This is a genomic window from Pseudomonas fluorescens, from assembly GCF_019212185.1.
Taxonomy (GTDB): Bacteria; Pseudomonadota; Gammaproteobacteria; order Pseudomonadales; family Pseudomonadaceae; genus Aquipseudomonas.
Genome location: NZ_CP078138.1, coordinates 3050934 through 3064177, shown reverse-complemented (window position 1 = coordinate 3064177; position 13244 = coordinate 3050934). Strand labels below are relative to the sequence as shown.

Here is a 13244-nt window from a genome sequence, read left to right as displayed (position 1 = left end):
TCATTGTCGACCCAAGGCTTTGCGGGTACGTCTTCTGCAGACAGAAGCGCTTATTCTTATATGCGTAAATCGATTCTACACAGCGTAAACCGTTTTGTCCGCTCTCTCTCTAAAATCCGCTTTTTTCCGCCCCCTGCAAAGGGTTTGTTCGCGCAATCAATGCTCGGCACAATCGTCCAGGTCCATCTATCATCCCGGTGTCCGAACTCTTTATTGGAAGGCATGCCCTTGCCACACCTGCATTTGAGAGCCCAATACTTTTATTTCAGGTTCACCAAATGCCCCTGACCCACAAGCGTCGACGCAAGCCGGCGATCCGCAATGCCCTGACCTTGCTCGCCGCACTGGTCCCTGTGGTCCTGGGCTTGCTTATCCTTTACGTGCAGGCCGAGCGCCGGCTGGCGCAAAGCGCCCATCAGACCGCCGAGGAAGCCGTGGGCCAGTTCGAGTTGATGCTCGACAACACCGCCCACGCCGCACAACTGCTCCTGCCATTGGCCGGCAAACCCTGTGCCGAGGCGCAATTGGCCTTGCGCGAACAGGTGACCCGTCGCCCCTTCGTACGCTCGACCAACCTGGTCTGGGACAACAACCTGTATTGCAGTTCGCTGTTCGGCGACTTCGCAGAGAAGGTCAACCCCGGGGAGTACACCCAGGGAAAACTGTGGTTAATGAACGGCAATCCGGTGACACCCAACACCGCCCTGTTGGTGTACCGGCTCAGCGATGGCCGAGGTGGCGCGCTGACCACTCTCGACGGCTATCACTTGAGCAATGTCCTGCGCATGATCGGGCGCCATACCCTGTTGCTGCTACAGGTCGGCGACAACTGGATGACCTCCGACCAGCAAGTACACAACGGTCCGCTGCCAAGCTTCCCGGTGGCCAGCAACACGCTTTCATCCTCCAGGTACGCCTTTGCCGTGCAGGCCGGCTATCCCGAGGGCGAAGCCTGGCGCTACATGCTCAGCGAATACCCGCCGGTTTTCAGCTTATTGATGTTTTTCGGGGTGATCGCCGGCACCCTCGCCCACTGGACGCAACGGCGCTCGACATCCCCGAGCCATGAACTGCAGCGCGCATTGGAAGCCGGCGAGTTCGTCCCCTACTTCCAGCCGGTGGTGCACGGCGACAGCAAGCGCTGGGCCGGCGCCGAAGTACTGATGCGCTGGAACCATCCCAAGGATGGGCTGGTACGCCCGGACCTTTTTATCCCTTTCGCCGAGCACTCGGGGCTGATCGTGCCGATGACCCGCTCGCTGATGCAGCAGACGGCAGCGTTGCTCGGCCCGCACATCGCTGGGCGCGACGAGCACTTTCACCTGGGCATCAACATTACCGCCAGTCATTGCCACGACTTGCAATTGGTCGAAGACTGTCGCGAACTGCTGGCGGCCTTTGCGCCGGGGAAAATCGCCCTGGTGCTGGAGCTGACCGAGCGCGAACTGATCGAGCCCACGGCCATCACCCTTCAGTTGTTTGAACAATTGCATGAGTTGGGGGTAATGATCGCCATCGACGACTTCGGCACCGGTCATTCCAGTCTGGGTTACTTACGTCAGTTCAATGTCGACTTCCTGAAAATCGATCAGAGTTTTGTGGCATTGATCGGTGCCGACGCATTATCCCGGCATATTCTCGACAGCATCATCGAACTGTCCGGAAAACTGGACCTTGGCATAGTCGCGGAAGGCGTGGAAACACAGGAACAAAGTGATTATCTGGCGCAGCACAACGTGAACTTTTTGCAAGGCTATCTGTATGGACGACCGATGCCGGCGGCGCAATTCATAGTCGAACTGAACAAACATTAGACGATCGTACCGATTGCCCGGAAACTCACGGGCAATCAAATTGATGCACCAGAATGCATCATTCTCCGGCCAACCGTTACATGATGAAAAAGACTTGATTTACTCCGCGACAATTAACTACTACAATTTTTCCTGCCTGAGCAGTTTAAGCAGGTGCGTCACTCTCACCGAGGCGCTACAAGGCTCCAGACTTATAGCTTTGTTGGCGGTTGGTATCAGCCAAATACACTATTGGAGTAAAGATATTGTCCAGACTCGCTGAATTTCGTGCAGCTGAAAAGGCCCTTCAGGAGCAGCTCGCGCAGCTGGAATCGCTGAAGAATGATGCCGGGCTGAAGAAAGAAATCGAATTCGAATCCAAGCTCCAGGGGCTGATGAAAACCTACGGCAAGAGCTTGCGCGATGTGATCGCCATCCTCGACCCGAACCCCAAGTCCGGCCTGCAGCAGGCCGCCGCTCCAAAAACCCGCCGCGCCCGCGTGGTCAAGGTTTACCAGAACCCGCACACCGGGGAACTGATTGAAACCAAAGGCGGCAACCACCGCGGCTTGAAAGCCTGGAAGGAAGAGTACGGCGCCAGCACCGTTGATTCCTGGCTGCGCGCTTGATCTGAACTGTAGGAGCGATCTCCCGCTTGCCGGCCTGCTCGCGAAGAACGTCAACGATACCGCGCACATTCTGAATGTCCGCGGAGCCCGTAAGTTCTTCGCTAGCAAGCTAGCTCCTACAATAAACAAGCAATTCGCCGCCTAAACACCCAACTTTCTGATTAATCCAAAAACCCAAAATTTGGCACTAAAGTTTCAAACTATCTCGCACGCCTTGTATTTCCTGCTGACTGCGGGCATACACCTCAGCCTGCCCGGCGTAGGAAAAAACATAAACCTTATCACCGTCCACCGCACCGACTAGTGTTTGCGACAACACATGGCGCCCATTTTCAGTAATGGTGCAAGTGGTTTCCTCGGCCGGCAGTCGGCTTAGTGTCGCGGCATGAAGGCTGTTGCACACACTCTGATAACCGCCTTGAAAGAAGTCCTTCTGGATCGACTTGCGCATTTCCAGGAGCACACCGCGCAAGTTGACCTCATGCCCGGCGTCGACCTGACTCACCGTTAGTTCGGCCACCAGCACGGGCTCGCCGTTCTCGTTGTTTTTGACTGCGCGCTGGCGGGACACTTTTGCCGTTTGACTGTCCTGCGCCAATGGCTGCACTTGCCAGCCGCCGGGCCAGGCAATGTCAGGCAGCGGGACATCTGCATGAGCGAAAGTGGCAAACAGAAAAGGTAAAACCAACAGACATCTGTAGTGTCGAATCATCAGGCAAGGCACTGGCGGGGCGAGCGGCAAAGTCTGCCCTGCGCCAGCCGGCCAGGCAATAGCCCAGGGATTTGCATTGGCCCACCCGCCACCCTTGCGTATCATTGCGCCACTGCACGGAAGCCTCGACCCACGCAAGTCCAAGGACAGCTCCCAGCGCGGAGCGTCGTTTGCCCCACTTATTTTCCGGAGGGCCCATGAGCCTGCAAGAACTGAACTCTTTCCCCGGCGTCACCGCCCAACCCGATACCGCCACCCACAAATTCGTCTTCAACCACACCATGCTGCGGGTCAAGGACATCACCCGTTCGCTGGACTTCTACACCCGGGTCCTCGGCTTCAGCCTGGTGGAAAAACGTGATTTCCCGGAAGCCGAATTCAGCCTGTACTTCCTGGCCCTGGTCGAGAAAGACCAGATCCCGGCCGACGCCGCCGCACGCACCGAGTGGATGAAGTCGATCCCCGGCATCCTCGAGCTGACCCATAACCACGGCACCGAGAACGACGCGGATTTCGCCTACCACAACGGCAACACCGACCCGCGCGGTTTTGGTCATATCTGCATTTCGGTGCCAGACATTGTCGCCGCCTGCGAGCGTTTCGAAGCCCTGGGCTGCGATTTCCAAAAGCGCCTGAACGACGGCCGCATGAAAAGCCTGGCCTTCATCAAGGACCCGGACGGCTACTGGGTCGAAATCATCCAGCCAGCACCGCTGTAAACCGCTAAAGTCCGCAGCCACAAAAAAACCCATGAAGATCATTCATGGGTTTTTTTCTTTTAAGTGCCTGTTAGGCCGGAGCGGAGGTGCGGATCAGGTGATCGAAGGCACTCAGCGAAGCCTTGGCGCCCTCACCCACTGCAATCACGATCTGCTTGTACGGCACGGTGGTCACGTCACCGGCAGCAAACACACCGGGAATCGAAGTTTCACCCCGGTTATCGACAATGATCTCGCCACGGGGCGACAACTCCACCGTGCCCTTGAGCCAGTCGGTGTTGGGCAACAGGCCGATCTGAACGAAGATCCCTTCCAGTTCCACAGTGCGCAACTCGTCGCTCTGACGATCCTTGTAACGCAGGCCATTGACCTTCTGCCCGTCGCCAGTGACTTCAGTGGTTTGCGCACTGGTGATCACCGTGACATTGGGCAGGCTGTGCAGTTTTCGCTGCAAGACCGCATCGGCGCGCAACTGCACATCAAACTCCAGCAGGGTCACGTGGGCCACGATCCCGGCCAGGTCAATCGCCGCTTCGACGCCGGAGTTACCGCCGCCAATCACCGCCACGCGCTTGCCCTTGAACAACGGGCCGTCGCAATGCGGGCAGTAGGCAACACCCTTGTTGCGGTACTGCTGTTCGCCAGGGACGTTCATTTCGCGCCAGCGCGCACCGGTTGCCAGAATCACGGTTTTGGCGCTGAGCGAAGCACCGCTGGCGAAGTGAATTCGGTGCAATTCGCCAGGCTTGCCGGGCACCAATTTGTCGGCACGTTGCAGGTTCATGATGTCGACGTCGTACTGCTTGACGTGTTCTTCCAGCGCGACGGCCAGCTTCGGCCCTTCGGTTTCCTGCACTGAGATAAAGTTTTCGATGGCCATGGTGTCGAGCACCTGACCGCCAAAGCGCTCGGCAGCAACGCCGGTGCGGATGCCTTTGCGTGCAGCATAAATGGCCGCCGAAGCGCCAGCCGGGCCACCGCCGACCACTAACACGTCGAACGCGTCTTTGGCACTGATCTTCTCGGCCTGGCGCTCAAGGCCGCTGGTGTCGATTTTGGCGAGGATTTCTTCCAGGCCCATGCGGCCCTGGCCGAAGTTCACACCGTTAAGGTAAACGCTGGGCACGGCCATGATCTGACGCGCGTCGACTTCAGCCTGGAATAGCGCGCCGTCGATGGCGACGTGCTGAATATTGGGGTTGAGCACTGCCATCAGGTTCAACGCCTGGACCACATCCGGGCAGTTCTGGCAGGACAACGAGAAGTAGGTTTCGAACCTGAACTCGCCCTTCAGTGAGCGAATCTGTTCGATCACTTCGGCGCTGGCTTTCGACGGGTGGCCACCGACTTGCAGCAGCGCCAATACCAGGGAAGTGAATTCGTGACCCATCGGGATGCCGGCAAAGCGCAGGCTGATATCGGCCCCCGGGCGGTTAATCGAGAACGACGGCGTGCGGGCATCGTCACCGTTATCGAGCAAGGTAATTTGACTGGAAAGACTGGCAACGTCTTTCAACAGTTCGAGCATTTCCCGGGATTTCGCACCGTCGTCGAGGGAAGCAACGATCTCGATCGGCTGGGTGACCCGTTCCAGGTATGACTTCAACTGGGCTTTAAGATTGGCGTCCAACATACGGGCGATCTCCATGTTTCTTGAACGGTAGAAAAAACAACGCCCGAACGAATCTCGCCCGGGCGTTTTTGAGGGCGGTGCGGCTTACTGACTCAGGCGCCTGGCGCCCTCAATCGACTCATCGGCTCAGATCTTGCCGACCAAGTCCAGGGACGGGGCCAGAGTCGCTTCGCCTTCTTTCCACTTGGCTGGGCAGACTTCGCCCGGGTGAGCGGCAACGTACTGGGCAGCCTTGATTTTGCGCAGCAGTTCGCTGGCGTCACGGCCGACGCCACCGTCGTTCAACTCAACGATTTTGACCTGGCCTTCAGGGTTGATCACGAAGGTGCCACGGTCAGCCAGACCGGCTTCTTCGATCAGCACGTCGAAGTTGCGGGAGATCACGTGGGTCGGGTCGCCGATCATGGTGTACTGGATTTTGCCGATGGCTGGCGAAGTGTTGTGCCAGGCTGCGTGGGCAAAGTGAGTGTCGGTGGAAACGCTGTAGATCTCGACGCCCAGTTTCTGGAATTCGGCGTAGTTGTCAGCCAGGTCTTCCAGTTCGGTTGGGCAGACGAAGGTGAAGTCGGCTGGGTAGAAGAACACGACCGACCATTTGCCTTTCAGGTCAGCGTCCGACACTTGTACGAAATCGCCATTTTTGAAAGCGGTAGCGGTGAAGGGTTTAACTTGGCTGTTGATGATAGGCATCGTTGACTCTCCGTCAGGGTTGTTAAGTTGATGGAGAGAATCCTACCCAAGCGATCGGCAGATGGCTCATTGGCAAACCTGATGCTGCTCATTGGTTTTCGCTATTAGCCAGCGTACTTAATAGAAGCAAAGCGTCTCAGCCATTCCGACTGCCGGGCTGAACGGCAGGTGCGGTGGTACACTGCGCCGCTACGAAATACGTACTACGCAATGGCAGGAGATCACATGGCTCGGGGCGGTATAAACAAGATTGTGGTTCAGGCGGCACGTCTGGCGATCCTGGCACGCGGCGAAAACCCCAGCATTGATGCCATCCGGATCGAGCTGGGCAATACCGGTTCGAAAACCACCATCCACCGCTACCTCAAGGAGCTGGATGAAGATGTCACGGCGAATGCTGCCGAGGCTCAGGAACCCATGGATGAGGAGCTGACCGCACTGGTCCAGCGCCTCGCCCAGCGTCTGCGCGAGCAGGGTCAGGAACGCATCGACCTGGCATTGGCCAGCTTCGAGCAGGCGCGCCAGGCTCTAGAGGCCCAAATGGCCGAGGCGCTGCAGGTTCAGGCGCAACAGCAGCAGCAATTGCAGGCCCAGGCCGAGACCCTGGCCAGCGAGTCCGAGGCCCTGAACAACACCCGTGGCCTGTTGCAAAGTGAGCAAACCCGCAACGCCGGGTTGAGCCAGGCCTTGAGCGATTTTGAGTTGCGCTTGAACGACAAGGACGAGCAGATTCGCTCACTGGAGGAGAAACACCTGCACGCCCGCGACGCCCTTGAGCATTACCGCGAGGCGATCAAGGAGCAGCGGGATCAGGAGCAACGGCGCCATGAAGGCCAGGTGCAGCAGATCCAGATGGAGCTGCGCCAGGCCCAGCAAAGCGCCATGGTCCGCCAGGATGAGATCACCCAGCTCAACCGCGACAACGAACGCTTGCTGACCGAAAACCGTGGCACCGTGCGTGAACTGAACCTGGTACAGGATCAACTCAAACAGGGCGAGACCCGTTACGCACAGCTGCAGGAACAACTGCGCGCCCGCGACGCCGAATGCACCCTGCTCCAGGAGCGCCTGCGCATTGCCGTGCTGGAAAGCAGCCAGGCCCGGCAAACCGCGACCGAGCACATGCAGACCAACAGCGAGCTGGCCCTGCGCGCCGCCAGCGCCGAGGCCAGCCTGCAGGCTCTGCAACTGGCGGTGGCCAGCAAGGCAGAGCCTGAGCCACAGCCCGTCGAGGCCGAAACCCCTTAAGCGCCGACCGGCGTGCGCATGGTGACGAACTCTTCGGCGGCCGTTGGGTGTACGCCGATGGTTTCGTCGAAGTCACGCTTGGTCGCGCCAGCCTTGAGGGCGATCGCCAGGCCCTGGACGATTTCGCCGGCGTCCGGGCCGACCATGTGGCAACCCAGGACCTTGTCGGTCCTGGCATCCACCACCAACTTCATCAGCGTGCGCTCCTGGCAGTCGGTCAGGGTCAGCTTCATCGGCCGGAAACGGCTTTCGAAAATCTGCACTTCATGGCCTGCTTCCCGCGCCTGCTCCTCGGTCAGGCCAACGGTGCCGATATTGGGCAGACTGAACACGGCGGTCGGGATCATCCGGTAGTCCACCGCACGGTACTGCTCGGGCTTGAACAGGCGACGGGCAACCGCCATGCCTTCGGCCAGGGCCACGGGGGTCAACTGCACACGACCGATCACATCGCCAATCGCCAGCACCGAGGGTTCGGCGGTCTGGTACAGCTCATTGACCTCGACGAAGCCCTTGTCGTCGAGCTTGACCGCAGTGTTTTCCAGGCCAAGGTTGTCGAGCATCGGCCGCCGGCCGGTGGCGTAAAACACGCAATCGGTGTGCAGGGTACGACCATCCTTGAGAGTGACGTTCAAGCTGCCATCGGCCTGCTTGTCGATGCGTTCGATGTCGGCATTGAACTGCAGATCCATCCCGCGCTTGCTCAGTTCTTCCTGCAGATGCTTGCGCACCGCACCATCAAAACCGCGCAGGAACAGGTCGCCGCGATACAGCAGGCTGGTTTCGGCGCCCAGGCCGTGGAAGATCCCGGCGAATTCGACGGCGATATACCCACCGCCGACCACCAGCACCCGCTCGGGCAGCGCCTTGAGGAAGAACGCCTGGTTGGAGCTGATGGCGTGTTCGTGCCCAGGAATTTGTGGAATCTGCGGCCAGCCGCCGGTGGCGATCAGGATGTTTTTCGCGCTGTGGCGTTCGCCATTGACCTCCACAGTATGGGGATCAACGATTGTCGCGTGGCCTTCGTGCAGGGTCACGCCACTGTTGACCAGCAGGTTGCGGTAGATGCCATTGAGGCGGTTGATCTCGCGGTCCTTGTTGGCGATCAGGGTCGCCCAGTCGAAGCTCGCTTCGCCCAGGGACCAGCCGAATCCGGCCGACTGCTCGAAGTCTTCGGCAAAGTGCGCGCCGTACACCAGCAGCTTCTTCGGCACGCAGCCAACGTTGACACAGGTCCCGCCCAGATATCGGCTCTCGGCCACGCCGACTTTTGCGCCAAAACCGGCGGCGAAGCGCGCCGCACGTACACCGCCGGAACCGGCGCCAATCACATACAGGTCAAAATCGTAAGCCATTTCAATCTCCTCGGCAGGCGCACAGCATACGCCCCATCACCGCTGTCTGACACGCCGCCTTCGCGGGCAAGCTGCCGGCGAAGGCGGTGCGCCTGAAGCACCGGGGTGCCTGGTTCGCCGGAAAGCCCGCTCCTATAACACCAAAAAAAACGCCCCGAACCAGTCGGGGCGTTTTATTGACTTCATCAAACCGGCGCTATCAGTAAGCCTTGCCAGTTTTGTAGAAGTGTTCGAAGCAGAAGTTGGTCGCTTCGATGTAGCCTTCAGCACCACCGCAGTCGAAACGCTGGCCCTTGAACTTGTAGGCAATCACGCAACCGTCCTGGGCCTGTTTCATCAGGGCGTCGGTGATCTGGATCTCGCCACCCTTGCCCGGCTCGGTGTCTTCGATCAGCTTGAAGATGTCCGGGGTCAGGATGTAGCGACCGATGATCGCCAGGTTCGACGGTGCGTCTTCCGGCTTCGGTTTTTCCACCATGTTGCGCACGCGGTACAGATCGTCACCGATCAGATCGCCGGCAATTACGCCGTACTTCTGGGTTTCCTGCGGATCGACTTCCTGGATCGCGACGATGGTGCAACGGTACTGTTTGTACAACTTGACCATCTGGGTCAGGACGCCATCGCCTTCCAGGTTGACGCACAGGTCGTCCGCCAGAACCACGGCGAACGGCTCGTCGCCGATCAGCGGACGACCGGTCAGAATCGCGTGGCCCAAACCTTTCATTTCGGTCTGGCGGGTGTAGGAGAACGAGCACTCGTCAAGCAGCTTGCGGATACCGACCAGGTACTTCTCTTTGTCGGTGCCCTTGATCTGGTTTTCCAGCTCGTAGCTGATGTCGAAGTGGTCTTCCAGCGCGCGCTTGCCGCGACCGGTGACGATGGAGATTTCAGTGAGACCTGCATCCAGGGCTTCTTCGACGCCGTACTGGATCAGTGGCTTGTTCACCACCGGCAGCATTTCTTTAGGCATGGCCTTAGTCGCTGGCAGGAAGCGAGTACCGTAACCGGCTGCTGGGAACAAGCATTTCTTGATCATAAAAGTCCTTGAAAGGGCTGTGTGTACGAGTTTCGGCGCAGTCTAATCAGGCCGCAGGCACCTTACAATGCCCCGCACTGGCTAACCGATGCCATCATAGAGAAATAATCGTCGAGATAGTTCCACAAAGGCTTCACTTTAGACCAGAGGCCGCTTTGCCGACACATTTGCGGCTATCATGGCGCGATTGAACCCGCCAATGAGACAAATAGATGTCGGAAGCAAAAAGCGTCAACGGTTACCTGATCAACAAGACCAAAGACGGTCAATGGAACATCGATCGCACAGATGGGGAAACGGTCGCCGGACCACTTCCCACCGAAGCCATGGCGATTGAAGTCGCATCGGTGTTCGAAGATACGCGCCCAGCGCCAAAACGTCGCGGTGCCAAGCCCGAGTAAAAGCACTTAGCCAAACGGCCCTGCCCACGCGATCATCGCGGCGCGGGGCTTTTTTGTGTATGACTGTACCGAAATGGCCAATCGCTATAACCTCTGCTGCAGAACTTTTTACCTCCCCTCCTCTTCATGGCGGCAACCCGATGAAAAACTACCTGGCGCTGATCGCCGTGCTGCTCCTGAGTGGCTGTGCCACCGCCTCGAAAACCTACCTCGATGACGGGCAACAGGGGTTGGAGATCGACTGTTCGGGTGAGGTCAACTCGTGGGCCAAGTGCTACGAGAAAGCCGATGCCTCGTGCGCAGGCACCGGTTACCGAATCGTCGGCACCGATGGCACGCCGTCGCTGAAGGAAAGCGAGAAAACCCTGGGCGTTGATGTCGGCAACTTCAAGAGCCGCAGCCTGGTGGTGATCTGCAAATAGCGGATAGGTTTACATGTGGATTTCGGCGAATTTGATCCCCAGGCCGCGCACGGTCTCGATCAAGTCATCGAGGCGCGCGAAAGATTCAACCTCATCGCTGTCGTCCACCAGGAAAAAGCTGCGCCCCGCGCTCTTCTTGAAAAACACAATCCATTCCCCCGGATTGGCCGGATTCTGAATCACGTGCGTGGCACAAATGTGCCCTCCGGCGTGGCGCTCTCTGACTTTTTCGCGTTTCATTGACTGCTCCATGAAATGACAATGCTACCCGCAGGTGAAATGAAGACCCCCTGTAGGAGCGAGCAAGCTCGCTCCTACAAGAGCATCTGCACTCAGCCCCAGGCAACACTGGTTTGATGGCCAGCAGTTTACCGGATGCCCTGCCCGATCAGCACGCCATCCACGGTTTGCCCATACAGATTGACCCCGTCATTGGCGTGGAACTTGACCCGGGTCTTCTCGATGGAGCCGTCAATCAACCGGGGATCCTGCGGCCGTTCATGGCTGTTGATGAAGGCTGCGACGTCCCAGGCCTGCTGGTCGCTGAGGGTTTTGGCCTTACCCAGGGGCATGTTGTACTGGATGAAGGACGCCGCGGTATTGATCCGGTGCATCCCCGCGCCCCAGTTGTAGGAGTCTTTACCCCAGAGCGGAGGCAGCACGTAGTCGTTGCCGACTTTTTGCCCCTGCCCCGCGTCGCCATGACACACCGCACACTGCGCCTTGTACACTTGCGCACCCTGGGCAATGTCATAGCCCTTGGCCGGTTGCGCCACCTCAGGATAACCCCGTCCTGGCAACTCAACCCCGGTCGGCGCCTGGGTGGCCAGCCAATAGGCATAGGCCGACAACGCACTGATCTCAGGTCCATCCGCTGCCGGCGGCTTGCCGTTCATGCTGAACTCGAAGCAGCCCTGCAGACGTTCGGCGAACGTATTGACCTTGTCGTTTTTCTTGCGGTAAGCCGGGTACATCGGATACGCGCCCCAAAGCGGCGCAGAGTTGGCCAGGCGCCCCTGATCGAGGTGGCAGTTACTGCAGTTGAGACCATTGCCGACAAAGGCCGGGGCCTGGCGTTTGGTGTCGACGAACAGGCTGTGGCCCTGGCGCACCAGTTTGCCAAAGGCGTTGTCCGGCAGTTCATGCTCGGCCGGCGGTTGGAAGTAGTCGACCGAACCGGCAGGCGCCGCCGGGGTTCTCAGTTCCGACTGATCGTCCATCGCGGTCTGCGCAGCGAATACGTTGAGACTGGACAAGGCCAGAACCCAGGGTACGAATACAAGAATCTTCATGGCCTGGCCTCCTGGCTGCCCAAGGTCGCAAAATATTCGGTGACCGCCTTGATCTCTTCCGGTGTCAGGGATTTGGCGATGTGCCCCATCAAGTCATTGGAATCGTTGTGCCGGCTGCCGTCACGCCAGGCATTCAACTGCGCGCTCAGGTAGGCGGCCGACTGACCGGCCAATGGCGGAAAGACCGAACCCACACCCACGCCTCCCGGACCATGGCACATCACGCACTCGGGGATCTGCCGATCCCAGGCGCCGCGCAAGGCCAACTGCGCGCCGGGCCCGTTCGGCACCTGTTCCCGGCTGACCAGCGGGGTTTTCGGTGCAGGCATGGCCGCCAGGGTGCGGGTCACTGCCTGGATCTCGGCCTCGCTCAAGGCCTTGGCCAGTGGCTGCATCACCGGGTTTTCCCGGGAGCCGCTGCGAAAGTCTTCCAACTGTTTGCGCAAATAATCGGCCGATAACCCTGCCAGGCGCGGAAACCCAGCGGCTGGCATGCCCATGCCATCAGCGCCATGGCAGGCAAAACAGGCAGTCGCCGCCGGTTGCGCGCCACCCTGGGTGTAGATCTTCTGGCCATCATCGGCCTGGGCAACGCTCACGGCCACGAGCATCAGGCTGGCCAGCAGCCTCGGTTTGAACTCCATCTCAGACCCTCTCTTATTCTAGTTATAAGCTTAGACATATTTTGTATAAGCCTACCCAGAGTAAGGGAATCCACTGGCCATCACAACCGCCGGTTGGGCACAAAAAAGCCCGAGCCGGCAGTCGAGACCGAGTCGGGCGTATGCTTGCCGGCTGGCGTCCTCAGCCGGAGATGCACTCATTGGCCGCCTTGCCAATGTCACCTGGGCGCATCGGCACGTTGGACATACTTTCATGCAGTTTGATGCTGCTGCCGCCCGAGCGCTCTTCGATATCGAAGACGGCGGCCGGATCGGCGGAGAGCTTGCCGGGGACGATGACCCGCACACCATCCTTATGCGGCTCCATCTGCACCGCGCCACGACTCTTGGCCAGTTTCTCGGCGACGCAGTTGGCATATTCCTGAGGTTTCTTCCCGGAAATCACGTTCATGGTGGGCAGGGTCTGATTGATGTCCGAGACTGTCGCACAACCACTCATCAACAATGCCAACAACAAAACGCCGCGTTTCATACAAAATCTCCAATAAAGACCTTCCGACCGCATAAATCCGGTTTTTCTCCGGGCTGACAGGCTTTATTGCGCAAAAAAACCCGGATAACTGTTTTTAATTGTCAAACCCATGGGCAACAGTCGGCCTTTGCGCCGTGCGGGCTGATAAACTGGCCC

Annotated in this window: 15 protein-coding genes; 6 read left to right on the top strand and 9 right to left on the bottom strand. The window is 58.8% G+C overall.

Annotated elements, in window-relative coordinates:
* Window positions 1-278 precede the first annotated feature (278 nt).
* Both KW062_RS13915 and KW062_RS13910 read left to right on the top strand, forming a co-directional pair.
* On the top strand, window positions 279-1814 hold the full coding sequence (locus KW062_RS13915; protein WP_027620728.1) for an EAL domain-containing protein: 1536 nt from the start codon (window positions 279-281) through the stop codon (window positions 1812-1814).
* Window positions 1815-2059: 245 nt separating this feature from the next.
* Window positions 2060-2422, top strand: coding sequence for a histone-like nucleoid-structuring protein, MvaT/MvaU family (locus KW062_RS13910; protein ID WP_105755819.1), 363 nt, complete (start codon window positions 2060-2062; stop codon window positions 2420-2422).
* A gap of 187 nt (window positions 2423-2609) precedes the next feature.
* Here KW062_RS13910 and KW062_RS13905 read toward each other — a convergent pair whose 3' ends face one another.
* Window positions 2610-3134: a DUF4946 domain-containing protein gene (locus KW062_RS13905; RefSeq protein ID WP_105755834.1), complete on the bottom strand. Its 525-nt coding sequence runs from the start codon at window positions 3132-3134 to the stop codon at window positions 2610-2612.
* Between the two features lie 197 nt (window positions 3135-3331).
* Here KW062_RS13905 and gloA point away from each other — a divergent pair, with 197 nt between their 5' ends.
* On the top strand, window positions 3332-3853 hold the full coding sequence (gene gloA, locus KW062_RS13900) for a lactoylglutathione lyase (RefSeq protein WP_105755818.1): 522 nt from the start codon (window positions 3332-3334) through the stop codon (window positions 3851-3853).
* A 70-nt stretch (window positions 3854-3923) separates the two neighbouring features.
* Here gloA and ahpF read toward each other — a convergent pair whose 3' ends face one another.
* A complete protein-coding gene (gene ahpF, locus KW062_RS13895) occupies window positions 3924-5486 on the bottom strand; it encodes an alkyl hydroperoxide reductase subunit F (RefSeq protein ID WP_105755817.1) in 1563 nt (520 codons plus the stop codon).
* 126 nt (window positions 5487-5612) lie between these two features.
* Window positions 5613-6176: an alkyl hydroperoxide reductase subunit C gene (gene ahpC / locus KW062_RS13890; RefSeq protein WP_105755816.1), complete on the bottom strand. Its 564-nt coding sequence runs from the start codon at window positions 6174-6176 to the stop codon at window positions 5613-5615.
* A gap of 225 nt (window positions 6177-6401) precedes the next feature.
* Here ahpC and KW062_RS13885 point away from each other — a divergent pair, with 225 nt between their 5' ends.
* The gene (locus tag KW062_RS13885; RefSeq protein ID WP_027620722.1) at window positions 6402-7424 is read left to right on the top strand and encodes a DNA-binding protein; all 1023 of its coding nucleotides are present in this window, start codon (window positions 6402-6404) and stop codon (window positions 7422-7424) included.
* On the opposite strand, the gene gorA is transcribed toward KW062_RS13885, so the two are convergent.
* Both gorA and galU read right to left on the bottom strand, forming a co-directional pair.
* Window positions 7421-8779, bottom strand: a complete 1359-nt coding sequence (gorA, locus tag KW062_RS13880; RefSeq protein WP_105755815.1) for a glutathione-disulfide reductase — start codon at window positions 8777-8779, stop codon at window positions 7421-7423. The genes KW062_RS13885 and gorA overlap by 4 nt on opposite strands.
* 199 nt (window positions 8780-8978) lie before the next feature.
* Window positions 8979-9818, bottom strand: coding sequence for a UTP--glucose-1-phosphate uridylyltransferase GalU (gene galU / locus KW062_RS13875; RefSeq protein WP_105755814.1), 840 nt, complete (start codon window positions 9816-9818; stop codon window positions 8979-8981).
* A gap of 212 nt (window positions 9819-10030) precedes the next feature.
* Between galU and KW062_RS13870 the strand changes: the two genes are divergently transcribed.
* Both KW062_RS13870 and KW062_RS13865 read left to right on the top strand, forming a co-directional pair.
* Window positions 10031-10219: a hypothetical protein gene (locus KW062_RS13870; RefSeq protein WP_027618299.1), complete on the top strand. Its 189-nt coding sequence runs from the start codon at window positions 10031-10033 to the stop codon at window positions 10217-10219.
* 140 nt (window positions 10220-10359) lie between these two features.
* Window positions 10360-10641, top strand: coding sequence for a hypothetical protein (locus KW062_RS13865; RefSeq protein WP_027618300.1), 282 nt, complete (start codon window positions 10360-10362; stop codon window positions 10639-10641).
* 9 nt (window positions 10642-10650) lie between these two features.
* Here KW062_RS13865 and KW062_RS13860 read toward each other — a convergent pair whose 3' ends face one another.
* From KW062_RS13860 to KW062_RS13845, 4 genes are all read right to left on the bottom strand, one after another.
* Window positions 10651-10881, bottom strand: coding sequence for a hypothetical protein (locus KW062_RS13860; RefSeq protein ID WP_027618301.1), 231 nt, complete (start codon window positions 10879-10881; stop codon window positions 10651-10653).
* A gap of 128 nt (window positions 10882-11009) precedes the next feature.
* Complete coding sequence (locus tag KW062_RS13855; RefSeq protein ID WP_256351126.1) at window positions 11010-11861, bottom strand: c-type cytochrome; 852 nt, start codon at window positions 11859-11861, stop codon at window positions 11010-11012.
* A 68-nt stretch (window positions 11862-11929) separates the two neighbouring features.
* Window positions 11930-12577, bottom strand: a complete 648-nt coding sequence (locus KW062_RS13850; RefSeq protein ID WP_105755813.1) for a c-type cytochrome — start codon at window positions 12575-12577, stop codon at window positions 11930-11932.
* A 160-nt stretch (window positions 12578-12737) separates the two neighbouring features.
* Window positions 12738-13088 (bottom strand): hypothetical protein, encoded by a 351-nt coding sequence (locus KW062_RS13845; protein ID WP_027618304.1) that lies wholly within the window; start codon window positions 13086-13088, stop codon window positions 12738-12740.
* Between the last annotated feature and the right edge of the window lie 156 nt (window positions 13089-13244).